Raw genomic sequence first — 21737 nt, 5'->3', positions numbered from 1 at the left:
TCCTTTTTCGGGGGCAGTCCGTGCCCTCTGCCCTCTGCGGTCTGCTCTCTGCTCCATCTCAGTCCCCCCCCGCCGGGCGGCGAACCAGCGCCGTCGCCGTGTCGTCCTCGCGGCGGATGGTGGGGGTGTTCCACAGCGGGCGCACGCGGTCGCTCATGATCAGCAGGGCCACCAGACCGGCGAGGCTGAGCACCGCCAAGAACCACAGGCCGCCCTGGCCCCGGAACGCCAGGAACGCCGCGGTGACCATGGTGTTCGCCAGCGCCAGTGGCAGCAACAGCTTCCAGCCAAAACGCATGAGCTGGTCGTAGCGCAGGCGGGGCAGCGTGGCCCGCACCCAGATGAACACGAACAGGAAGAACGCGATCTTGGCGACCAGCCAGATGATCGGCCAGTCGGAGATGCCGGGGATCAGTCCGTTCAGGAACTGCGGCCCCTTCCACCCACCGAAGAACAGCGTGGCCATGACCGCCGACGCGGTGATCATGTTCACGTACTCGGCCATCTGGAACAGCGCCCACTTGATCGCGCTGTACTCGGTCAGGTAGCCGGCGACGATCTCCTGCTCGGCTTCCGGCAGGTCGAAGGGCGTGCGGTTGGTCTCGGCGAAGGACGAGATCAGGAACAGCGCGAAGCCCAGCGACTGGAACACGATCAGCCAGCCGTTCTGCGCCTGCCAGCCGACGATGCCCTGGAACGACGTGGTGCCGACCAGCATCAGCAGACCCAGGATGCTCAGGCCCATGCCGAGTTCGTAGCTGATCATCTGGGCGCTTGACCGCAGACCACCCAGGATCGGGTACTTGCTGCCCGACGCCCAGCCGCCCAGGAAGATGCCGTACACGCCCATGCTGGTCAGGGCGAGCAGCGCCAGCACACCCGTATTCAGGTTGTAGACCCACGGGTCTTCCCCGAACAGGCTGTCCGCCGGGCCGCCCGGCAGCCCCCCGAAGGCGCTGAGCGCCATGCCGATGGCGATGATCGGCGCGAGCGTGTACACCAGCTTGTCGGCCAGCGTGACGTTGAGATCCTCCTTGAAGATGCTCTTGATCGCGTCGGCGGCGGGCTGCAGCAGGCCCATGGGCCCCACGCGGTTCGGGCCGGGGCGCAGCTGCATGCGGGCCAGCAACCGGCGCTCGACCAGGGTCATGTACGCGAAGGTGGTCAGCAGCGCGAGCGTGAGCAGCACGGCCTTGAGCAGGGTGATGAGCAGGGCGGCGAGCCAGTCGGGCATGTTAGGTGTCCTCCGGTGCAGGGGGCGGGAACCGCCCCTGGAACCCGAGCGAAGCGAGCAGGAGCCGAGATGGCGTCTGCGGAGCGGAGGAGGTTCCGGCGCTGTCCCGGAACATCTGGAGCGCAGCGGACGCCATCAGTCGTCACCTCCGGGCTGGACAGAGTTCATGGGGAGTTCCATGCCAGAGGTCACGAGGGCTCCGATGTGCTCGATCCGTTCCACATCACCCCGGGGCACCTGCATCCGCTCCGTCCAGAGCTTCGGCGTGTGCGGTCGGGCGTTCGGGGCGGCGTAGGTCTGCGTGAAGGTGTGGATCACGCCGCGCTCGGGCAGGCTGTCGAGCCTGATGCCCAGCGTGGTGGCGGCGAGAGTCTGTGCACCCTTCAGACCGCGCACCTTCGCCCTGACGCCCAGCGCCTCGGCCACCGCGCTCAACGTGCGGATCAGGTCGGCGGCCTCGCCGCTGCTCAGAGCGGCCTGGTGCAGGCCCAGCAGGCGGCCTTCGAGGTTCACGGTCGTGCCGCGCTTCTCGTAGTTGGTGACGGCGGGCAGCACCACGTCCGCGAGCTGCGCCGTGGCGGTCAGGTGCGTGTCGTGGACGATGGTGAAGCCGCGCGCCTTCACGCCCGGATCGAGCCGGCTGATGAACGCGGCCGGGGCCTGGGAAAGCTGCGCGTACCCCAGGCCACCGCTGCGCGGCACGAGATTCAGTGCCGCGAGGCCCCGGCTGTTCGGCCCGGCGGGAATCGCCATGACCTTCGCGCCCGTGCGGGTGGCGAGGCTGGCGACGGCTGACGCGAACGACCCCGACGCGCCGGTCAGGGCGTCCGCGCCGAGGATGATGACCGGCGATTTTGCGTCTTCCAGAGCCTTCAGCGCGCCGCGCAGCTCATCCGTATCCGGCGTGGCCAGGCGGGTCAGCCCGCTCATGCCGTTCGCCGCGATACGCGTGCCCGCGTGCTTCCACAGGCCCGACTCCTGGCCGATCACGACCAGCTTCTCGGGCCTGCGCACCGGGCGCTCGATCAGGCGCAGGTCGGCAATCGCGGTGCCGTGATCGAACTCGGCCGGCAACAGGCCACCGCGCAGCATCTCCAGGATCCGGAGTTCCAGCACCGGCGCTTCCTCGCCCAGGTCGGCCCCGATCACGACGACCAGATCGGCAGTCGCCACGTCCGTCAGGGTCGCGGCGGGGGCGGTGATGGTCACCTCGTGGCGGGGCCAGTGGTCGACGTGTTTCGTGCCCGTCAGCTCGGCCAGGGACGCCAGCGCGACCCCTTCCTCCAGCGTGCTGTCGGCAGAGGTGAACAGGGCGAGATCGTCCATGTTCTGCCCGACCAGGCCCCGGTTGATGGCATTGATGGCGTCGTCCCACGTCGCGGCGTGCAGCTGTCCGTCCTCGCCCCGGATCATGGGCACCGTCAGGCGGTCATGGCTGGCAAAGCTGTGCCCGAAGCGGCCCGCGTCGCAGATCCACGCCTCGTTCACCTCGCGGTTCTCGCCGGCCACGATGCGTTCCAGGCGGCCATTGCGGGCGTCCACGGTGATCGAGCACCCGACCGGGCACAGCGTGCAGGTCGTGGGCGTGTGGTCGTACTCCCAGTTGCGCCCCCGGAACCGCGCCACGTTGTCCAGCAGTGCCCCCACCGGGCAGATGTCGGTGATGTTGCCCTGGAAGCCCGTGGGCAGCCCGCCTTCCTCCGTGTCGATGAAGGTGTGGCCGCCGCGCTCGATGAAGTCCAGCACCTCCTGACCCGGCACCTCCTCGAAGTAGCGCACGCAGCGCTTGCAGTGGATGCAGCGCTCCTGATCGAGGATCACGTATTCCGAGAGCGGGTAGTGCTTGTCCGCGTGCCGGCGGTCGAAGCCGAAGCGGCTCGCGCCGTAGCCGTACTCGAAGGCCCGATCCTGCAGCTCGCACGCGCCGCCCTTGTCGCAGGTGGGGCAGTCGAGCGGGTGGTTCAGGAGGGTGAACTCCATCATGCCCGCCTGCGCCTTGGCCACCACTTCACTGGTCTTGGCGCTGCGGATGTGCATGCCGTCGGTCGCCTGCATGGTGCACGACGCCATGGGCTTCGGGAACCAGAAAATCTTCGGCGTGGCCGCGTCTCCCTCCCCCTCCATCACGAACGTCCCGTCCGGGTTCTTGCGTGGACTGCCGGATTCGATCAGGCACATCCGGCACGCGCCCACCGGTGACAGGTACTTGTGCGCGCAGAAATACGGCACGTCCCCACCCGACTGGAACACCGCGTCGATGGCGGACGTTCCGGCGGGCAGGTCGATCTCTACGCCGTCGACAGTGACTTTCATTCATCCCTCCAGCGCTTCCTGGCCGGATACAGCGCCGTCTGCGTGGTCGCCAGGGCGTCATATTCCTCGCGGAACAGGGCGATGCTGCTCAGCACCGGGCCCAGGCACGCATCGGCCAGGGCACAGAAGCTGCGGCCGCCGATGTTCTCGGACATGTCCAGGATCAGCTGTACGTCGCCGGGCTGGCCGTAGCCGCGCACGAGCTTCTCGTACATGCGGGTCATCCAGCTGGAGATCCCCTCGCGGCAGGGGGTGCACTTGCCGCACGACTCGTGCCCGTAGAAGCGCACGAGGTTCCACGTGGCGTTCACGATGCAGTCGGCCTTCGGGATCAGCGTGACGCCGCCCGTGCCGAGCATGCTTCCAGCCGCCGCCACGGACTCGTAGTCCATCGGCGTGTCGAGGATCTTGTCGTTCCAGGGGAGCATGGGGCAGCTGGAACCGCCGGGGATGATGGCCTTCATCTCCTCCAGCGGGCCGCCCGCCCAGTCGTAGATCAGCTCGCGGAAGGTGGTGCCCAGCGGCAGCTCGTACACGCCGGGCCGCGCCACGCCCCCCGAGATCTGGAACAGCTTCATGCCCTTGGATTTCTCGGTGCCCATGCCCGCGTGCCACTCCGCGCCGTAGCGCAAGATCTGTGTGGCCGCGCAGAAGGTCTCGACGTTGTTGATGGTCGTGGGCAGCCCGTACAGGCCCGCCGCCGCCGGGAAGGGCGGCTTGAGGCGCGGGTTGGCGCGCAGGCCCTCCAGCGAGTTCATCAGCGCGGTTTCCTCGCCACAGATGTACGCCCCGGCCCCCCGGTGCACCTGCACCTCGAAGTCGAAGCCGCTGCCCAGGATGTTCTTGCCGAGCAGCCCGGCCGCCCGCGCCTCATGGATGGCGGCCCACACGCGCTCGGCGGCGTGCACGTACTCGCCGCGGATGTAGATGTAGCCCACGCTGGCCCGCATGGCGTACCCGGCGATGATCATGCCCTCGATCAGCTGGTGCGGGTCTTCGGACATCAGGTAGCGGTCCTTGAAGCTGCCCGGCTCGGACTCGTCGGCGTTGCAGATGATGTAGTGCGGCTTGCCGTCCTTCAGGGGCATGAACGACCACTTCAGGCCGGTGGCGAAGCCCGCGCCGCCGCGCCCACGCAGGCCGGACTTCTTGACCTCGTCGATCACGGCGTCCGCGCCCAGCCCGAAGGCCCGCTGCACGGCCTCGTAGCCGCCGTTCTGACGGTAGAAGTCGAGCGTCCAGCTGCGATCCTGGCCCACGTAGGCGTAGAGCGTCGGTGCAAACCGTGGATCTTTCGCGCTGGTGATCGGTTTTGGAGCCGGTTCCGCGACCGTCATATGGACTCCCCTCCGGGCATCCGGTTCAGGCCCGTGATACTGGTGCCCACGATCTCGCCGCTGGCGAGCCTCTGCCGCCCGTCCGGCGTGACCGTCACCGGCACGGGATTGTCCGGCAGGGGCTGCAGATCCTGCCGCAGCGCCGCCAGAATCCGGGCACACTTGCCGGGGCCGACATTCTCGTAGTAGCCGTCGTCGTTGATCTGCATCATGGGCGCGGTGCCGCACGAGCCCAGGCACTCGACCTTCTGCACGCTGAAGCGGCCGTCCGCGCTGACCTCGCCCGGCTGCACGTCCAGCTGCGACACCAGTTCGTCCCACAGCTCGTCCGAGCCCTTCAGGGCACACATCAGCGTGGAGCAGACCTGAAGGTGGTATTTCCCGGTCGGCACCGTGTGGTACGTGGAATAAAAGCTCATGACCGACCGGACTTCCGTGGCCGTCGTGCCGCACAGCGCCGCGATTTCCGCCATGCGGGCCTCGGAGATGAAGCCCTCGGCGTCCTGCACTTCCCGCAGCAGCGGCATCAGCGCCGAACGGCGGCCCTGCGGCGAATCCGGGTAGCGGCTGAAGATATCCGCCACGAGGGGTGATTTGTCTGCAAAGTACGTCAACTCGGAAACTCCTTTCATCCCGGGCACCAGACATCTGATATCCGGCGCTGATCATCCAGATCAGCAAACATGACGTGCTCGCCAAACATCTGCGGCTCAATGTAAACAAGCTGGAAATAATCTCTACTTACCGCAAAGTTCACGGCATCCACCTTCAATCTATCTTGGAAATCAGCGTCTGCATCTATTCTAGCCGCGCTAATTTCTATGCCGCTGGGCAACCACAGGCTTTCAAAGCACTCGGCTCTCAGCAATTTAACGAACCGCTCTCTGAGCGTCCGCTCGTTTTCAATGACATGAACGAGTGTTGCCAAGTAGGCATCTGGCCACACAACTTCCAGAATTTCGTTCACATTGTCCAGAAAACCATCCGTGAAGTGATCAGTATCCGTACCTTCTGGAAATACGAATGCCTGCACGGGCAAGTTCTTCGAAGCGGGATCATCCATAACAGTTTTCACCGATCCACATCCCCGAGCACCGGATCAATGGTCGCCAGGATGGTAATGAGGTCAGCAAACTGCGCTCCCACACACGCATACTCCAGCGCCTGCAAGTTCACGAAGCTGGGCGCACGGATCTTCACGCGGTAGGGCATGGAACCGCCATCGGACACGACGTAGTAGCCGACCTCGCCGCGTGCGCTCTCGATGGGCACGTAGACCTCGCCCTGCGGCGGGTGGAAGCCCTCGGTGACCAGCTTGAAGTGGTGGATGACCGCTTCCATGCTGGTTTCCAGCTCCTGCCGGGGCGGAAGGCTGATCTTGCGGTTGGGGTCTTTGACGGGGCCGGGCTTCAGTTTCTTCAGGCCCTGGCGGACGATCTTGATGCTCTCGCCGAATTCCAGCAGGCGCATGTTGAAGCGGTCAAGGCTGTCGCCGTTGCTGCCGGTGACGACGTTGAAGTCGTACTCCTCGAAGCCGCAGTACGGGTTGTCCTTGCGGTTGTCCATGGGAATGCCGCTGGCCCGCAGGTTCGGCCCGGTCAGGCCCAGGTCGAGGGCGACCTCCGGCGGGATGACGCCCACACCCTTGGCCCGATCGAGGAAGATGGGATTCTGAGCGAACAGCGTGGCGTACTCGGCCACGCCCTTCTCCATCTGATCGAGGAACTTCGCGACCATCTGGGGCCAGCCGTCGGGGATGTCGCGGCTCAGGCCGCCCACGCGGAAGTAGCCCTGGTTCATGCGGTACCCGCACACGGCCTCGAACACGTCGACCAGCGCCTCCTTCTCGCGGAAGGCGTAGAAGAACGGGGTGAGTGCCCCCAGGTCGAGCAGACCCGTACCCACGAACACCAGATGGCTGTGCATCCGCCCCAGCTCGTGCAGGATGACGCGCACGACGTTCGCCCGCTCGGGAACCTGCGCCTGGAGCAGTTTCTCGACGCTCAGGACGTATGCCAGTTCGTGGCTGAACGAGTGCAGGTAATCGGTGCGCGGCGCGTAGGTCACGCCCTGCTGATACGTGCGGTTCTCGAAGGTCTTCTCGAAGCCGCTGTGCAGGTAGCCCATGTGCGGCGTGACCTTGACCACGTACTCGCCGTCCATGTCCACGACCAGCCGCAGGACGCCGTGCGTGCTCGGGTGCTGCGGCCCGACGTTCAGCGACATGATCTCGGTGTGCATCATCGCGCCCGTCTGGCCGTCCAGCCGCTCCGCGCTGCTGCTCTCCTGATGATCCGGCGTCATCTGCGCGGGCGGCAGCGTGCCCGTCTGCGTGCCCTCGCCGTGGGTGGGCTTGTCGGTGATGGTCATGAGGCACCTCCGGTGCCGCAGAGGGCTGAGGGCAGATGGCAGATGGCTGAAACCTCAACCGCCTGCTGCTCTCCGCTTCTGGCCCTCTGCCCTCTGCTGTCTGCCCTCCGCATCCTCACTTCGGCCCCCCTTCCGGCATCACCGGCGGCAGGCGATCCGTGCCCTGGCCGCGCCGCAGTTCGCCCCGGTAGCCGGTCAGGCCGCCGCTCTGGCCGGTCAGGCCCGCACGGAAGGCGGCGGGATCGAGGAACCGGCCGTCGCGGAACAGGGTGGGAGACTCGCCCAGCGGGAAATCCTTGCGCAGCGGGTGGCCTTCCAGATCATCCGGCGTGAGCACCTTGCGCAGATCGGGGTGGCCGGTGAACGTCACGCCGATCAGGTCGTAGACCTCGCGCTCCAGATAGTTCGCGGCCCGCCACACGGGGTACACGCTGGGCAGCGTCTCGCCGTCGTCGAGCCACACGCGCAGGAACAGGCGGCGGTGGTCGTGCGGGTGGTAGATGTTGTGCAGCACCGCGAAGCGTTTGGGTCGGGCCTCGGGATACGCCAGGTAGTCGATGCCCACCGAGTCCATCAGCATGAATCCGTGAGCTTTCAGGGCCTGGGCCACCTGCAGCAGTTCATCCGGACTGACGATCACGGTCGGTTCGGCGGCGTGATCCTCGGTGAGCTTCAGGGTGCGGATCAGCGGGGTCAGGTCGCGCGGCTCGGGGGCTGGCGTGGTGGGGGCCACTGGCACCGGCACGGGTTTCGGGGTACCCGACTGTGAGGACTGCGCGAAGCCCTCGCGGCCGCTGAGCTTGCCGCCTCCCCTGTCGTCGCCGGTCATGGTGCCCCCCTCATCGTGTCCACGCATCCACCATGGGCAGCTGGTGGCCGAGTTCGTCGAAGGCCTCGCCACGCACCTTTTTCTGGAGCTGCATGACGGCGTAGATCAGCGCCTCGGGGCGCGGCGGGCAGCCGGGCACGAAGATATCGACCGGCACCACGCTGTCCACGTTCTGCACGATGGCGTAGTTGTTGAACATGCCGCCACTGCTGGCACACGCGCCCATGCTGATCACCCATTTGGGATCGGGCATCTGGTCGTACACGCGGCGCATGACCGGGGCCATCTTCTTGCTCAGGCGACCGGCGACGATCATCACGTCGGCCTGCCGGGGAGACGCGCGGAAGACCTCGCTGCCGAAGCGGCTCATGTCGTTGCGGGCATTCGTGCTGCTCATCATCTCGATCGCGCAGCACGCCAGCCCGAACGTCGCCGGCCACAGCGAGTTGCTGCGTCCCCACGCGACCAGTTTCTCCAGGCTGGAGAACAGCACGCCCTCGGACTCCAGTTCCTGCCAGTCCTTCTCGAAGAGTTCTTTCAGGGGCATGGGGGCACCTCCGGCGGTTGCAGAGAGCTGAGGGCCGAGAGCAGACCGCAACAGTGCAGTTGGCCCTCAGCCCTCTGCCCTCTGCCCGCTACGTTTTCGCTGGCCCCAGGCTCAGGGGCGGCCCTTCGCCTCTCGTGCGCCATCAGCGTAGGAGTGCCCGCTCTTAAGCCCATTCCAGCACCTTCTTCTTCAGCACGTACACGTAGCCGACCAGCAGCAGCAGCACGAAGGTCAGCGCCTCGAAGAACGCGAAGGGCACGAGCTTCTGGTAGGCCACGGCCAGCGGGTAGAAGAAGGCGGTTTCGATGTCGAACACGATGAAGAGCATCGCGACGAGATAGAAGTGCACCGGGAAGCGCTGGCCGGTGCCGACGCCGCCGTGCTCGGGGTCGTTGCCGCTCTCGTAGGCCATGAGTTTGGTACGGCTGCCGCGTTTCTTCGGCCCCAGAATGGCGCTGACGATCACGGCCAGGACGGCGATCCCCAGGGCGACGAGCAGCATGATCACAAAATTGGCGTACTGTTCGATGTTCTCTCCCCTTTTGCCCCTGTGTCTCCTGATCCCGGACAACTCGTGAAAAAGGGCACGAGACTCCCGAAAAAAAGAGAGGGACACTCACGGACACGGACGGACGGACAGACTGCGGTACTCCCCAGTTTTATCACGATTGCGGCCTGCAGCCGGTGAACCGCACGGTCTTCGGACAGGTGCTGACCACGCCGCCACGGTGGCGCGAAGCGGTCTGCTCCACGTCACACGTGGACAGGACGACACGGTAGGTCTCAGGCTGCGCCTGCGTGTGCTGAACAGAGACGACGATATTCCACCCACCGCCCGGAGTGAACTCCATGGTGCTGGCTGCTCAGCTTTGCCCCTGCCCGAGGCCGGACGGCGTGCCCACGGAACGCAGGCGGCGCCTTGCGGTCAGAGTCCGTCCCCGCCGGTCAGCGGCCCAGGGTCACGAGGGTGACCAGCCAGCGGCTGTCCTTGCCATCCGGCCCGAACTGGTAGCCCACGCCCGGCCCCATCAGGTTCGGCAGGCCCCGCACATCCAGCAGCACGTCGGCCCACACGGTCGTGTACCCGGAGATCCAGTTGCGTCCAGCGCGGCCCCGCACTCCACCCAGCGATATCAGGTGGCCGGTCGCCGGCCAGCGGTACAGCGCCCACGCACTGCTCTCCTCGTACCGCCCCATGCCGAAGTCGGGGAGCGGCACCGAGCCGACCACGAAGCGCTCGAAATGCGACGCGGCCAGCGACAGACCGGGCAACGGACTGGACGACGCCGCCACGTAGAGATCCACGTTCCCCAGCGCCTGCCCCTGTGCCGGGAACAGCGATGTCCTGAGCGTCGTTACGGCTACCGTGTTCACCTTCCCGAACGTCCGGTCGACGCTGCCCGCCACCTCGGCCTGGGTATAGGGGGCCACGACGTCTGCCTGGGTGGCGATGCCGGCGGTGCCCAGCACGCGCACGCGGTTCCCGAGCACTCTGACAGCGTAGCCGCCGGACAGGTGCGAGTGCAGACCGCTCCCCTGCACCAGGGCGCTGTACTGCACCCCCAGATCAGGGTTGTGGGTGTATTCCATACGCGGAATGCCGGCCGCCGCCCCGTAGCCGTTGAAGTACACCCCGCCCGCCAGGGTCGTGTCGTTGACGCGGCTGCCGGCGTTGATCTCCCAGTAGTTCGCCTGTTTCACCACCGAGAGCCGGATGTCCGGATCGGTGGGCAGCGGGATGTACCGCACGCCGTAGCCCGTGGCGGTCGTGTAGGCGACCTCTGAACTTCCGAAGCGGCTCATGTAGTTGTTCGGCAACCGCAGCAGCGGAGCCTGGGCATGGGCCACGGGCAGGATCAGGGCCGCCAGCCCCAGGCCCGCACGGACGGTCTTCAGGACTCGGGAACGGTGACGGGATCGGCGGATCGGCGGCATGACCGCCCCACCCTACCCGCCGGACATGCACATCGTCATCACAGGTGGTGAGAACCGCTGGGGCAGCAGATCACGCCCGCAGATTCACGATGGTCACGCCGTGGCCGCCCTGGTTGGGTTCCGCGTCGTGGAAGGACTCGACCTTGCGGTCGGTCTTCAGGTAGTCGCGCAGCAGCCGTCTCAGGACACCCTGACCCTTGCCGTGCACGACCCGCAGCTGCTTTTCCTTGAGGGCCGACGCCTCCAGGATGGCGGTGCGGAGTTCTTCCACGGCCTCCTCGACGCCCAGGCCGCGCAGCTGGAGTTCCGCCTGGAAGGTGGTGGGGGCACGGCCCACGAAACTGCCACGCGCCACGGGCACCTTCACCTCGGGCTGCATGCGGACATCGCGGCGCTTCACGCCGACCTTCATCACGCCGAGCTGCACGACCAGATCGTCACCGCGCAGTTCCAGCACCTGCCCGGACGCGTTGTACGCCGGCACATCCACACGGCTGCCCACCCGGATCGGGTCGCCGCGCTCCTCACGCACGGGAGGAGCCGGGCGGGCCTTCTGTGCGGCTGTCCGCAGGTCACGCAGCTCCTGCATGACCCGGGGGCGGGCCCCATCCTCCTGTGCCCGGGCCCGCAGGGTACGCACGCGCTCGATGGCGTCGGCGTACAGGGACTCGGCCTTCTGCGCGGCCTCGGCCAGCATCTCGTTGCGGCGGGTCTCCAGCGTCTCGCGTTCCTGACGCACGCGGCCCAGCTCGCCCTCGGCCTCGCGGCGGGCGGCGGTGGCGGTGTCCAGCTGCGCGGCGAGATCGGCCCGCTCGCGCTCCAGGCCTTCGAGCATGCGTTCCATGATCCCGGCATCCTCGCCCAGCAGCGCGGTGGCCCGGTCGAGCACGTCGTCGGGCAGGCCCATGCGCTGCGCGATCGCCAGGGCGTAGCTGCGGCCCGGCTGCCCGACCAGCAGCGCGTACGTGGGCGACAGGGTGTCCACGTCGAAGCCCATGCTGGCGTTCTTCAGGCCCGGCGTCTCCAGCGCGAACAGTTTCAGGGGCGACAGGTGCGAGGTCACGATGCCGCGCGCGTCCTGAGAGAGCAGCGTCTCGATGATCGCCTGCGACAGCGCGGCCCCCTCGTTGGGGTCGGTGCCGCTGCCCAGCTCGTCGACCAGCACCAGCGTGTCCGGCGAGGCGTGGCGCAGCACGTAGCGCAGATGCTTGAGGTGGCTGGCGAAGGTACTCAGGGACGCCTCGATGCTCTGCTCGTCCCCGATGTCGACCAGCACGTCACGTACCACCGGCAGCTTCGCGCTCGCGGCGGGCACGTACACGCCGCACTGGTGCATCAGCACGCTCAGGCCCAGCGTCTTGAGGGTCGCGGTCTTGCCGCCCATGTTCGGCCCGGTGATCAGGAGCAGCTTGGTGGCGCCCAGGGAGATGTCATTCGCCACCGGGTTCTCGATCAGCGGGTGCCGGGCCTCGCGCAGGTCATACAGGCCGGCGGGCGAGGGCTCGGGGCGGTTGAGCCGCCAGTCCCGCGCCAGCCGCGCCTTGGCCGCGATCAGGTCGAGTTCCCCGATGGTCGCCAGGGTCATCGGCACGTCCTCGTCCTGCGCCAGCAGGCCCGACAGCTCGGTCAGGATGCGGCGCACCTCGGCCTCCTCGTCGAGGATCAGGCGGGCGAGTTCGTTGTTCAGCTGCGTGACCGCTGCCGGCTCCACGAAATAGGTCTGGCCGGTCGCCGAGGCGTCGACGATGATGCCCTGCACCTGCCCCACGCGGCTGGCCTGCACCGGCAGGACGTAGCGGTCGCGGCGGATCGTGACGATGTGCTCCTGCAGGACGTCGGCCCACTTCTCCAGCGACGCCGCCAGCCGCTCGCGGATGCGCCCCCGCAGCGGCTCGATGCGCTTTCTCAGATCGCGCAGGTGGTGCGAGGCGTCGTCCCGGACGCCTCCCTCGCGGTCGAGCGCGCCCAGCACGCGGCGCACCAGTTCCGAGTGCTCGCCCAGACCCAGGGCGACCTCGCGCAGCGGCCCACGCGAATTCGCGTTGATCGCCCGCCGGACGGTCATTGCGCCGTCCAGCGAGTACACCGCGTTCAGCAGTTCCTGCCCCGACAGCACCCGGCCCTCGCGCGCGCGGCCGTATAGTTCCCGGATGTCCTGAATCCCGCCCAGACTCAGGCTCACCCCGAAGAGCGCGTCCTCGACCTCGTCCAGCTCCCGCGCGATCCGGCCCCCATCGTCCGACGGGCCGAGTGCCCGCGCCCGCTCGGTACCCAGCGTCGTCGCGCACCGCTGCGCGAGGGCGTCGCAGACACGGGGGAAATCCAGGGCAGACAGGGCGCGTGAATCGAAAGCCATCGTGAGGGCAGCATAACAACGCGCCGAACCCCACACCGTGCGCCGAGTGGCTTAGAAACCGACCTCACAAGGTAGCGTGAATGGATGAAACTCGCCGAGGCCCTGATCGAACGCGCCGACCTGCAGAAACGCGCCGCGCAGCTCGAGGAACGCATCGTGAAGAATCTGCTCGTGCAGGAGGGCGAAGCGCCGCCGGAAGACCCCCGGCAGCTCCTGGCCGAGTTCGCGGAGGTCGCCGAGCGGCTGGAGGCGCTGCTACCGCGCATCCACCGCGCGAACCTGGGGGCGACCCTGCCCGGTGGACAGACGCTCACGGACGCCCTGACCCGCCGCGACCTGCTCGACCTGCGCCTCAAGGTGCTGCGCCGCGCGGCGGCCACGGCCTCGGAGCGGCAGACGCGCTACAGCAACAGCGAGGTGCGCATCCTGTCGGCCGTGCCCGCCCGCGACCTCCAGACCCAGGTCGACGCCCTGGCCAAGCAGCGCCGCGAGCTGGAGACCGAGATCCAGCAGACGAACTGGCTGACGGAACTGGGCGTGTAGGGCGCTACAGTACGGATGGAGGGGCCACGTGCGGGCGGAGGCCTACCTCGCAGCGGGGAAAAGGCTGCACTCCTTGACGGCGTCGGGGCGACGTCCCGGAACCATCCCGGTTTCACACGGCAGGCCCAGCACGGCTCACCCCTGACATACACCGTTCACCACTCACGACCATGGCCTCGACGCATGCCCGGCCCCTCCGACCCCACCTCTGCGGAGGTGGGGTTTTCTTCAGGTACCCTCTGTTCCCTCAGAGCGTATCCGCATCCAGCCCCACCGCCGCCAGCGCGGCGCGGAATTCGGTGTCCGTGACGGGCAGGACGCTCAGGCGGGTGCCCTTGCGAATCAGGGGCGACTCCGCCCATTCAGGCAGCCCGCGCAGGGCGTCCAGGGTCAGGACACGCGGGAAGGCCCGCACCGGCACCACCTCGACCATGCTCCAGCGCGGAGTGTCCAGCGGAGATTTCGGGTCGTGGTACGGGCTCGCCGGATCGAACTGCAGGTTGTCCGGGTGGGCCTCCACACTCACGCGGGCGATCCCGGCGATCCCGGTGGGTTTCGCGTTCGAGTGGTAGAAGAGGCACAGGTCGCCCACGCGCATGGCCCGCAGGTGGTTCCGCGCCTGATAGTTCCGTACGCCGTTCCAGGGCTCGCGGCCCACGCGCTGCAGATCGGGGTAGCCGAAGACGTCGGGTTCGGATTTCAGGAGCCAGTGGGGCACCGGTAGAGCGTACCGTCACTCCGAGACCTCCCACACCTCCCAGTGATCCTGTTCCGCGTCATACGTGAACTTCGGCAGGGGCACGGCGGCGTCTGTGGCACTGGGCCGGACGACCAGAATCGCCTGCCCCGCCACGGACTGAGCGGCCCCGGACTTGTACGTCAGGTCGAGGCGACTCGCGGTCAGGCGAACCAGTGTCCAGTGGTTCAGGCGCAGGCGGCCGTCGTCGTCTCTGCCATCCAGCTGCCGCAGCGCAACCAGGCCGCCGTCGGTGGACGCGAGGTGGCTGCTGCCACTGCCACCGCTGCTGGAAGCCAGCCCCCGGTGGCCGGGAGGGGCCGGGATGCCGCTGCACCACAGCAGGCCGCGCAGGCTGGAGTCGCGGAAGTGAAGCTCGGACAGGCTCCGCCGCCAGTCGCCCAGGCGCAGGTGGATGTGGACAGGCTCCTGATCCCGGCACGTGCCCGCCCAGGGCTGATCGGCGTACGGCAGGGGCGTGCGGGTCGTCCACCACTCGCGCCATGTGGGCAGACCGATGACGAGCGTGCCGTCCGTGCGGGGCATGGTCGACAGCATCTGCCGCTGGGGAGTCCGGTCGCTGATCCACGCGACCTCCATGAACTTCGTTCCCGGCGGGGTCTTGAAGCGGTACTGGACATACGTGGTCGGCAACGTACCGCCATTGTTGAAGGCGTTGACATCCACCAGCCCACCCCCGACCACCCTGGGGTCATCGCGCCGGCTCCACGAAGACCAGCCTGCCCAGGCCGCGACCAGCAGCGCGAGTACCGCCCACCCGGCCCGATGCGTGAAGGCGTGGCCCAGGAGTGCCCGGTTGGTGCCGTCCGGCTCGCCCATGCTCCGTACGGCCAGATACTCGGCCTCTTCCGGCGAGAAGCCCTGGGCCTGATGCTCGGCCATCCGTTCCAGCAGGTGCGTACGGAGTTCAGCAGCCGCGTCCAGACGGTCGGCCCTGGGCAAACCCAGCGTGGCGCGGCGGACGTACTCGCTGATGGTCTGCGGATGCCGTCGCCGGAACAGTTCCCGGATCATGGGGCACCGGCCGGCGAGTCAGACCGGGGCACCACGTCGGGCAGCCTGGGCAGATCCTGGGTATCGCCGGTGACCCGGATCACGCCCCTGCCGTAGCGGTAACCGTCTCCACCCGTCACAGCCCGGTCAAGTGGGAGCACGGCCATATAGACGCCCCGAGTCTCGGCGCTGAATCCGCCTGCCGGTTGTACCTCGAACGCACTGGCACCGGCGGCCGGATCGACGTTCAGCCGCATCAGTACCGTCCACTGGCCCAGCGCCAGGGGTTCAGGGCCTTCCAGGGAACTCCTGACCGAGTTCGCGCCGAAGGGGAGCACGCTGCGGCTGACCTTCTGCGGAGGCACGCTGTTCAGCGTCTCGCGCACCACATTGAGCTTCACGCTGGGATTGTTGCAGGCCCCGACGGTGCGCCCAATACCGCTGGTCGTGCTGCTCCCTGCGTTCCAGAAACGCGACGGGATGGTCTGACCCGTGACGAAGATGCCCGACCTGTCCTGACCGGTGCAGGTCATGGGCCACGTGGTCAGCAGCAGGCGTTCCTGAGAGCGGTAACTGCCAGGAACGCGGCCGACGATGTTCTGCGCCTCCTGGCTGGCAAGGTCTTTCGCGTAGACCGCAACATCCTCGTTCCCCGTCCTGACCTCAGCACTGGCGACGGTGGCGTAGACCACACTGCGGGTTCCTCTCGGAAAGGTCAGGATCACCGCCTGATAGGTGCCGCGTGGCGCATCACCATCCGCGAACAGTCTGGAGATGTCCTCGGGCGTGGCCTTCTCGTACCACACCCCCACCCGTGGCGGCATCCATTCCCGCTGCGCGTACCAGCCCACACCACCGACCACCAGCAGCGCCAGTACGGCCCAGCCTGCCCGGTGCGTGAAGGCATGACCCAGCAGACTCCGGTTCACCCGCTGCGGCTCGCCCATGCCCCTGACCGCCAGATACTCCGCCTCCTCCAGCGAGAAGCCCTGGGCATGATGCTCGGCCACACGCTCCATAAGATGTGTCCGCAACTCGGCGGCGGCGTCCAGGCGCTGCGCCCTTGGCAAGCCCACGGTGGCGCGGTGGACGTAGCCGTCGATGCTCAGGGTGCGCATCGTGCGGGGCACGCGGCGGGTCACGCCGGCCTCCGCAGCAGCAGGGCGTCCAGGGCACCGCGCAGGGTCTGCCATTCCTGGCGTTTGGCGTGCAGGGCGGTGCGGCCATCGTCGGTCAGGCGGTAGACCTTGCGGGGAGCGCCGCCCCGGTCGCTGGCCTGCCACTCGCTCTCGATCCAGCCGGCCCTGACCAGCCGGTGCAGGGCCGGGTACAGGCTGCCCTCGCGCAGGTCGAAGGCCCCGCCGCTGCGCCCGTTGACGTGTTTCAGGATGTCCAGACCGTAACGCGGGTGCTCCTGCAACGCAGCCAGCAGGGCCAGATCCAGGGTGCCGGATTTGAGCGGATTCATGAAGAACCTCCCGTAAGTGCCTTGTTCTGCAAGGTAATCTCGGCCCGCTATCTTGTCAAGCAAGATTCTCGCTGGTGCCCTGCCCCACCGTGCGGAATGCGGCGGAGTTCTAGACTGGCAGGATGCGTGCCTCGCCGTGGCTTCCCGCCTTGCTCCTGCTGGCGCTCGGTGCGTACCTGTTGCCGCCGCGCGAGCCGGGCGCGTCGGCGGCCACCACAGTTCCGCGTACCCTGCCCGATCCGCTGCCCGCCGAGACCCGAACCCTGTTCGAGCAGTCCCGCCCGGCGACCGTGCAGGTCGAGAGCGTCGATCCGTCGCGGAACTCGGCCGGAATCGGGGCGGGCTTCTTCATCAGCGCCCAGGGGCAGGTGCTCACCGCGTACCACGTGGTCAGCGGGGGCACCCTCTTTCAGGTGAGCACCGTGTCCGGGCGCAGCTACCGCGCCCGCGTGACCGCCTTCAACGCGGCGGCGGACGTGGCCCTGCTGACCATCGAGGGGCGGGGGCCATTTCCCTTCCTGAAGCTCACGACCCGTGCCCCCCGCGTGGGCGAGACGGTGCTGGCGATCGGCAACAGCGGCGGCGAGTACCTGCAGCCCCGGCGTGGTCAGCTGCTGGGGCTGGACGCGGCGGCGGGCCGCGCCGACTTCCCGCAGGGCACCCTGGAGATGTCTGCCCCGCTGGCCCCCGGCGACAGCGGCGGGCCGATCATCGACGGCAACGGGCAGGCGATCGGCGTGGTCAGCTACATCCGCATCGACGAGAGCGGGCGCACGCGGCGCAGCTACGCGGTTCCGGTCGTGGCGGGCAATGACCTGGTCGAGGGCCTGCTGGCCGGGCGCAAACAGGACGTGGCGGTGGTGGGACTGGTGCTGGACGACATCCACAGTGGCCTGACCGATCCGCCCGGTGCCATCGTGTCGCGGGTCGCGCGGAACAGCCCGGCGGCCCGGGCCGGACTGCGTGGTTCCAGGGTCGACCGGGACGGAAACCTCGTGGAACTGGGCGACATCATCACCAGCGTGAACGGGCGACCGGTGCGCAACGCCGACGAGTTCATCACCGCCGTGCGCGGGGTGGGCGTCGGCGTGGCGGTACGGCTGGGCTATGTCCGCGACGGCAAGACCCGCGAGGCCTCGGTGGTGCTGGTGGCCCGTGCCAGCGTGCCGGATCTGAGAAACTGACGTCCGCCTGCCGGCACGGGCATGAAGCACAGGCCACCGTTCTCCAATACGCGTGGCATGAGCAGGCCACATACTCCAGGGATGTCGAGAGCGTTCGTGAAGGAGGATGCGGGCAGCCGCTGGGAAGCGCCCGCCACGCCCAGGGCGTACCGCGTCCTGTGGACGGGCGACGACCGGCCCGAGGTGCTGCACGAGACCGACGACGTGCTCGACGCCCTGAGGTGGCTTGCCCAGCGCGACCGGCCGGGTTTCGAACTGCGCGACCGGGCCGGAACGCTGCTGGCGAGGTCGAGCGTTACCAGCGACCTTCGAGCGTGAGCCGCACGGCTCCCGCCAGGCTCTGACCCGGCGCGAGAACGCGCATGTCGGTGCCGCCCACGCCCTGGGCAGCCAGGTTGAAGGCGTCTGTGGCGTGCGTAGTCGGTTCCAGCGCCAGCGAGCCGTCCGGCGCGGTGTACACGACGAGGTGTGAGAACACGCCATCGGCCGTGAGGGTCAGGCCCCGTGTGCCCCAGTCGAGGTGCGCCACCCCGTCCCACGCGGTGTACGTCCGGTCGATGGTGCGGGATCCGACAGCCGCGGGCGTGCGGTAGTCCTCGTCCGGCAGGACGGGGCGGGCGGGCCCGGTGGGCAGCGACCGGTCGTCCGTGTCGTAGGCCAGGGCGGCGTCGAAGGACACGAGCGGATCGGCGCCCTCGGCGTGACGGACGAAATACGGGTGCAGGCCCATCCCGGCCGGCATGGCCGCCGTGTCGACGTTGGTCAGCGTGACCGAGGTGTCGAGGTGCGGGCCGTGCAGTGCATACTCCACGCGGGCGGTAAAGGCCCACGGCCAGTTCACGTCCCCGACATCGCGCGAGTCGAAGTCGCAGCGCAGCCGGGTATCCGCGATCCGCGTGACCGACCACGGACGGTTGCGGACGTCACCATGCTGGGTCAGGCCGTCCTTCGTCGTGACCTTCAGCTGGTGCTCCGCGCCGCCGAAGGTGAACCGGGCGTCCCGGATGCGGTTCGAGAAGGGCAGCAGCGTGAAGCTCGCGCACTGGGAACTGGTCTGCACGTCCGCCACATCCACCGGCCGCATGACCGGCTGCCCCGAGGCCGCCCGCAGGTTCAGCACGCTCGCGCCCACGCCGGGCAGGATGTCCAGCGTCAGGGCCTCACTGGAGATCGTCTGGATCTCCAGGGTCATACCGAACCTCCGCGGTTCCAGGACAGGCCGTGGACAGATCGGCCTGGTCTTCCCTCGCTCCAGTTCGGTCTGTCTCTCATCCTCCTTGCATTCGGGTTCGCCTCCGGCTCACCTGAGGTGCGGCTCATGCGCGGCCCCGCGTCACTTCGTACAGCAGGATGCCGGCGGCCACCGAGGCATTCAGGCTCTGCACCTGCCCACGGGTGGGGATGCTGACCAGCACATCGCATTTCTCGCGCACGAGACGGCGCATGCCCTCGCCCTCGGCCCCGATGACCACGGCGACCTTTCCGGAGAAATCGACCCTGCCGATGGGCTGGGCGGCCTCGCCGGCGGCGCCGTAGACCCACACGCCGTCGGCCTTGAGCTGATCGATCAGCCGGGGCAGGTTCTTCGTCTGCGCCACCGGCAGGAACGACGTGGCTCCGGCGGCGGTCTTGGCGACCACCGGCGACAGCGGGGCGCTGCGGCGCTCCTCGACGACCACGCCGTGGGCCCCCAGCACCTCGGCGCTGCGGATGATCGCGCCGAAGTTGCGCGGATCGGTGATGCCGTCGAGCAGCACGATGACCAGCGGCTCGCCCTTCTGTTCGGCCCGGTCGAGGATGTCGTCCACGCTGGCCCACGCCAGGTCTTCCACCTCGGCCATGACGCCCTGGTGGGCGGTGGTGCCCGCGAGCTGGTCGAGTTCGATCCGTGCGCCCCAGCGGATATGAACCCCGGTCGCCTTGAGTTCGCGGATGAAGGCGTCCTCGACGCCACGGGCGACCAGCACCTCGGTCACGCGACCGTCTTTCAGTGCTTCCAGCACCGGATTTCGCCCATACAACAACATGAGGAGAAGTGTACTCCGGGGCGGGGAGTGGTTTTCCGCGCTGCCCTGCACCACATGACACCTGTCACCCCGCACACCTGACACGCGGCACTGGGCCGCCGCCGCCAGAACCGCGACCATACCCCCATGAACGCGATCGAGCTGACGGACGTGGACAAGACCTTCGGGAAGGTGGCGGCGCTGCGCGGCCTGTCCCTGGACATCCGCGCCGGGGAACTGACCGCCCTGCTGGGGCCGAACGGGGCCGGCAAGACGACCGCCATCTCGCTGATGCTGGGGCTGGGGGCCCCCACGGCGGGGCAGGTGCGCGTGCTGGGCGGCAACCCCCGCCAGGACGACGTGCGCCGCCGCGTAGGCTCGATGCCGCAGGAGAGTGCCCTGCCCCCCGCGCTGACGGTGCAGGAGGCCGTGACCCTGTTCGCCCGCTTCTATCCAGCCCCGCTGGCCGTGGAGCAGGCGCTGGCCCTGGCCGACCTGGGCAGCGTAGCGACCCGCCGGGCGGGCACGCTGTCCGGCGGGCAGAAGCGGCGGCTGGCGTTCGCGCTGGCGGTGGTGGGCAACCCCGAGGTGCTGCTGATCGACGAGCCGACGACCGGCATGGACGCGCAGAGCAGAGCGGCGTTCTGGGCCGCGATGGACGATCTGAAGGCGGCGGGCCGCACCATCCTGCTCACCACACACTATCTGGAGGAGGCCGAGCGAGCCGCGGATCGCGTGGTCGTGATGAACGCGGGCGCGGTGCTGGCCGACGGTACGCCCGAGCAGCTGCGCTCGCAGGCGGGCGGGGCACGGGTGCGCTTCACCTCCGACCTCGTGCTGGCGGAACTCCAGCGGCTGCCGGGCGTGGACAGCGCGGCCGTGGACGCCCGTGGGCACGCCGACCTGCGCACCCGCACACCTGAAGTGCTGCTGACCACCCTGATCCGGCAGGACACCCCCTTCACCGAGCTGGAGGTCAGCCGCGCCAGCCTGGAGGACGCCTTCCTGAGCCTCACCGCCCCCACCGCCCACCAGGACGTGACCGCATGACTGTACCCACCCTCCGCCCGGCCGACCTGCCCGCTCCCGCTTCCGCCGCCCACGGGGCCCCCCGCCTGCCCGCGCTGGGAGCCCTGGCCCTGGCCGAACTGCGCCGCATGCTCAGGAACCCGATGTTCGCGGTGGGCACCATCGGCTTTCCGGTGATGTTCTTCGCGCTGTTCGGGCTGGGCGTCGTGAACGAGACGACGGATCAGGGCCTGAAGCTCGGGGCGCTGATCCTGGTGAACTTCGGGGCGTACTCGCTGCTTTCGCTGGCGATGTTCTCGTTCGGGTCGGCAGTCGCACTGGAACGCACGGGTGGGTGGCTGCGGCTGCTGCGGGCGTCGCCCATGCCGACCGCGCTGTACTTCGGCGGCAAGCTGCTGGCCGCGCTGGGCTTCAGCGCCCTGAGCCTGGGCGTCCTGTACACCTTCGCGCACGTCGCGGGCGGCGTGACCATTCCCGTGGGCACCGCGCTGCTGCTGCTGGTCAAGCTGCTGCTGGGCCTGATCCCGCTGACCCTGCTGGGCCTGTGCATCGGCTTCCTGGTCAGCCCCACCGCCGCGCAGATCACCGCGAACATCGTGAGCGTGCTGATGTCCTTCGCATCCGGTCTGTTCACGCCGCTGGATCAGATGCCGCCCTTCGTCCAGACCCTCGCGCCGTACCTGCCCGCGTACCACCTGGGGGCCATCGCCCGTGGCACGGTCGCCGGGCAGACGGGCGGCGAGGTAGGGCACTGGCTGGCCCTGGCTGCCTTCGCGGTGGTGTTCGGCGCCCTGGCCGCGTGGGGTCTGCGCCGCGACGAGGCCCGCGAACAGTGA

22 protein-coding genes are annotated in these 21737 nt (G+C 68.3%); 5 read left to right on the top strand and 17 right to left on the bottom strand.

What is annotated here, in order from left to right; translation table 11 throughout:
* Nucleotides 1-58: 58 nt before the first annotated feature.
* The 11 genes from nuoH to U2P90_RS06075 all read right to left on the bottom strand — a co-directional run bounded on the left by nuoH (nt 59) and on the right by U2P90_RS06075 (nt 12921).
* On the bottom strand, nt 59-1234 hold the full coding sequence (nuoH, locus tag U2P90_RS06125; protein ID WP_322474218.1) for an NADH-quinone oxidoreductase subunit NuoH: 1176 nt from the start codon (nt 1232-1234) through the stop codon (nt 59-61).
* 135 nt (nt 1235-1369) lie between these two features.
* Nucleotides 1370-3547, bottom strand: coding sequence for an NADH-quinone oxidoreductase subunit NuoG (gene nuoG, locus U2P90_RS06120; RefSeq protein WP_322474217.1), 2178 nt, complete (start codon nt 3545-3547; stop codon nt 1370-1372).
* On the bottom strand, nt 3544-4884 hold the full coding sequence (gene nuoF, locus U2P90_RS06115) for an NADH-quinone oxidoreductase subunit NuoF (protein ID WP_322474216.1): 1341 nt from the start codon (nt 4882-4884) through the stop codon (nt 3544-3546). The genes nuoG and nuoF overlap by 4 nt, the downstream gene beginning before the upstream one ends.
* On the bottom strand, nt 4881-5498 hold the full coding sequence (gene nuoE / locus U2P90_RS06110; RefSeq protein ID WP_295816773.1) for an NADH-quinone oxidoreductase subunit NuoE: 618 nt from the start codon (nt 5496-5498) through the stop codon (nt 4881-4883). Before nuoE ends, nuoF begins: the two co-directional genes overlap by 4 nt.
* Before the next feature lie 14 nt (nt 5499-5512).
* Complete coding sequence (locus tag U2P90_RS06105) at nt 5513-5947, bottom strand: hypothetical protein (RefSeq protein ID WP_322474215.1); 435 nt, start codon at nt 5945-5947, stop codon at nt 5513-5515.
* Nucleotides 5948-5955: 8 nt separating this feature from the next.
* The gene (gene nuoD / locus U2P90_RS06100; protein WP_322474667.1) at nt 5956-7188 is read right to left on the bottom strand and encodes an NADH dehydrogenase (quinone) subunit D; all 1233 of its coding nucleotides are present in this window, start codon (nt 7186-7188) and stop codon (nt 5956-5958) included.
* A 181-nt stretch (nt 7189-7369) separates the two neighbouring features.
* On the bottom strand, nt 7370-8083 hold the full coding sequence (locus U2P90_RS06095; RefSeq protein ID WP_295816772.1) for an NADH-quinone oxidoreductase subunit C: 714 nt from the start codon (nt 8081-8083) through the stop codon (nt 7370-7372).
* Nucleotides 8084-8093: 10 nt separating this feature from the next.
* Complete coding sequence (locus U2P90_RS06090; protein ID WP_295816771.1) at nt 8094-8630, bottom strand: NuoB/complex I 20 kDa subunit family protein; 537 nt, start codon at nt 8628-8630, stop codon at nt 8094-8096.
* 163 nt (nt 8631-8793) lie between these two features.
* On the bottom strand, nt 8794-9132 hold the full coding sequence (locus tag U2P90_RS06085; protein ID WP_295816779.1) for an NADH-quinone oxidoreductase subunit A: 339 nt from the start codon (nt 9130-9132) through the stop codon (nt 8794-8796).
* Nucleotides 9133-9575: 443 nt separating this feature from the next.
* Nucleotides 9576-10565 (bottom strand): hypothetical protein, encoded by a 990-nt coding sequence (locus tag U2P90_RS06080; RefSeq protein WP_322474214.1) that lies wholly within the window; start codon nt 10563-10565, stop codon nt 9576-9578.
* 70 nt (nt 10566-10635) lie between these two features.
* On the bottom strand, nt 10636-12921 hold the full coding sequence (locus U2P90_RS06075; protein WP_295816769.1) for an endonuclease MutS2: 2286 nt from the start codon (nt 12919-12921) through the stop codon (nt 10636-10638).
* 84 nt (nt 12922-13005) lie between these two features.
* On the opposite strand from U2P90_RS06075, the gene U2P90_RS06070 reads away from it, so the two are divergent.
* Complete coding sequence (locus U2P90_RS06070) at nt 13006-13464, top strand: DIP1984 family protein (protein ID WP_322474213.1); 459 nt, start codon at nt 13006-13008, stop codon at nt 13462-13464.
* A 247-nt stretch (nt 13465-13711) separates the two neighbouring features.
* On the opposite strand, the gene U2P90_RS06065 is transcribed toward U2P90_RS06070, so the two are convergent.
* The 4 genes from U2P90_RS06065 to U2P90_RS06050 are packed head-to-tail and all read right to left on the bottom strand — an operon-like array spanning nt 13712 to nt 16682.
* Entirely contained in the window at nt 13712-14182 is a 471-nt protein-coding gene (locus tag U2P90_RS06065; RefSeq protein ID WP_322474212.1) for an EVE domain-containing protein, read from the bottom strand.
* A 15-nt stretch (nt 14183-14197) separates the two neighbouring features.
* A complete protein-coding gene (locus tag U2P90_RS06060; protein WP_322474211.1) occupies nt 14198-15235 on the bottom strand; it encodes a permease prefix domain 1-containing protein in 1038 nt (345 codons plus the stop codon).
* On the bottom strand, nt 15232-16356 hold the full coding sequence (locus U2P90_RS06055) for a permease prefix domain 1-containing protein (protein ID WP_322474210.1): 1125 nt from the start codon (nt 16354-16356) through the stop codon (nt 15232-15234). The genes U2P90_RS06060 and U2P90_RS06055 overlap by 4 nt, the downstream gene beginning before the upstream one ends.
* Complete coding sequence (locus U2P90_RS06050; protein WP_322474209.1) at nt 16353-16682, bottom strand: PadR family transcriptional regulator; 330 nt, start codon at nt 16680-16682, stop codon at nt 16353-16355. Before U2P90_RS06050 ends, U2P90_RS06055 begins: the two co-directional genes overlap by 4 nt.
* A 122-nt stretch (nt 16683-16804) precedes the next feature.
* Between U2P90_RS06050 and U2P90_RS06045 the strand changes: the two genes are divergently transcribed.
* Both U2P90_RS06045 and U2P90_RS06040 read left to right on the top strand, forming a co-directional pair.
* The gene (locus tag U2P90_RS06045; protein WP_322474208.1) at nt 16805-17866 is read left to right on the top strand and encodes a S1C family serine protease; all 1062 of its coding nucleotides are present in this window, start codon (nt 16805-16807) and stop codon (nt 17864-17866) included.
* Nucleotides 17867-17947: 81 nt separating this feature from the next.
* Nucleotides 17948-18184: a hypothetical protein gene (locus U2P90_RS06040; RefSeq protein ID WP_295816757.1), complete on the top strand. Its 237-nt coding sequence runs from the start codon at nt 17948-17950 to the stop codon at nt 18182-18184.
* Here the strand turns inward: U2P90_RS06040 and U2P90_RS06035 are convergent.
* On the bottom strand, nt 18162-19058 hold the full coding sequence (locus U2P90_RS06035) for an aldose 1-epimerase (protein ID WP_322474207.1): 897 nt from the start codon (nt 19056-19058) through the stop codon (nt 18162-18164). The two genes, U2P90_RS06040 and U2P90_RS06035, sit on opposite strands and share 23 nt — an antisense overlap.
* Nucleotides 19059-19182: 124 nt before the next feature.
* On the bottom strand, nt 19183-19893 hold the full coding sequence (rlmB, locus tag U2P90_RS06030; protein WP_322474206.1) for a 23S rRNA (guanosine(2251)-2'-O)-methyltransferase RlmB: 711 nt from the start codon (nt 19891-19893) through the stop codon (nt 19183-19185).
* 126 nt (nt 19894-20019) lie between these two features.
* Between rlmB and U2P90_RS06025 the strand changes: the two genes are divergently transcribed.
* Together U2P90_RS06025 and U2P90_RS06020 are read left to right on the top strand one after the other, a co-directional pair.
* Nucleotides 20020-20922 (top strand): ABC transporter ATP-binding protein, encoded by a 903-nt coding sequence (locus U2P90_RS06025; protein WP_322474205.1) that lies wholly within the window; start codon nt 20020-20022, stop codon nt 20920-20922.
* The gene (locus U2P90_RS06020) at nt 20919-21737 is read left to right on the top strand and encodes an ABC transporter permease (RefSeq protein WP_322474204.1); all 819 of its coding nucleotides are present in this window, start codon (nt 20919-20921) and stop codon (nt 21735-21737) included. Before U2P90_RS06025 ends, U2P90_RS06020 begins: the two co-directional genes overlap by 4 nt.

The organism is Deinococcus sp. AB2017081 (assembly GCF_034440735.1).
GTDB lineage: Bacteria > Deinococcota > Deinococci > Deinococcales > Deinococcaceae > Deinococcus > Deinococcus rufus.
The sequence above is the reverse complement of the archived record's forward strand: the minus strand, read 5'-3'. Positions and strand labels throughout refer to the sequence as shown.

Bases quoted from the DNA above. Each gene is read 5' to 3' on its own strand.
- U2P90_RS06070 (WP_322474213.1), top strand. From the start codon at position 13,006: ATGAAACTCGCCGAGGCCCTGATCGAACGCGCCGACCTGCAGAAACGC.
- U2P90_RS06105 (WP_322474215.1), bottom strand. From the start codon at position 5,947: ATGGATGATCCCGCTTCGAAGAACTTGCCCGTGCAGGCATTCGTATTT.
- U2P90_RS06060 (WP_322474211.1), bottom strand. From the start codon at position 15,235: ATGATCCGGGAACTGTTCCGGCGACGGCATCCGCAGACCATCAGCGAG.
- nuoH (WP_322474218.1), bottom strand. From the start codon at position 1,234: ATGCCCGACTGGCTCGCCGCCCTGCTCATCACCCTGCTCAAGGCCGTG.
- U2P90_RS06035 (WP_322474207.1), bottom strand. From the start codon at position 19,058: ATGACCCTGGAGATCCAGACGATCTCCAGTGAGGCCCTGACGCTGGAC.
- U2P90_RS06080 (WP_322474214.1), bottom strand. From the start codon at position 10,565: ATGCCGCCGATCCGCCGATCCCGTCACCGTTCCCGAGTCCTGAAGACC.
- U2P90_RS06090 (WP_295816771.1), bottom strand. From the start codon at position 8,630: ATGCCCCTGAAAGAACTCTTCGAGAAGGACTGGCAGGAACTGGAGTCC.
- U2P90_RS06095 (WP_295816772.1), bottom strand. From the start codon at position 8,083: ATGACCGGCGACGACAGGGGAGGCGGCAAGCTCAGCGGCCGCGAGGGC.
- U2P90_RS06050 (WP_322474209.1), bottom strand. From the start codon at position 16,682: ATGAATCCGCTCAAATCCGGCACCCTGGATCTGGCCCTGCTGGCTGCG.
- nuoD (WP_322474667.1), bottom strand. From the start codon at position 7,188: ATGACGCCGGATCATCAGGAGAGCAGCAGCGCGGAGCGGCTGGACGGC.
- nuoF (WP_322474216.1), bottom strand. From the start codon at position 4,884: ATGACGGTCGCGGAACCGGCTCCAAAACCGATCACCAGCGCGAAAGAT.
- U2P90_RS06040 (WP_295816757.1), top strand. From the start codon at position 17,948: ATGTCGAGAGCGTTCGTGAAGGAGGATGCGGGCAGCCGCTGGGAAGCG.
- U2P90_RS06045 (WP_322474208.1), top strand. From the start codon at position 16,805: ATGCGTGCCTCGCCGTGGCTTCCCGCCTTGCTCCTGCTGGCGCTCGGT.
- U2P90_RS06085 (WP_295816779.1), bottom strand. From the start codon at position 9,132: ATGCTGCTCGTCGCCCTGGGGATCGCCGTCCTGGCCGTGATCGTCAGC.
- nuoG (WP_322474217.1), bottom strand. From the start codon at position 3,547: ATGAAAGTCACTGTCGACGGCGTAGAGATCGACCTGCCCGCCGGAACG.
- U2P90_RS06020 (WP_322474204.1), top strand. From the start codon at position 20,919: ATGACTGTACCCACCCTCCGCCCGGCCGACCTGCCCGCTCCCGCTTCC.
- U2P90_RS06025 (WP_322474205.1), top strand. From the start codon at position 20,020: ATGAACGCGATCGAGCTGACGGACGTGGACAAGACCTTCGGGAAGGTG.
- rlmB (WP_322474206.1), bottom strand. From the start codon at position 19,893: ATGTTGTTGTATGGGCGAAATCCGGTGCTGGAAGCACTGAAAGACGGT.
- U2P90_RS06075 (WP_295816769.1), bottom strand. From the start codon at position 12,921: ATGGCTTTCGATTCACGCGCCCTGTCTGCCCTGGATTTCCCCCGTGTC.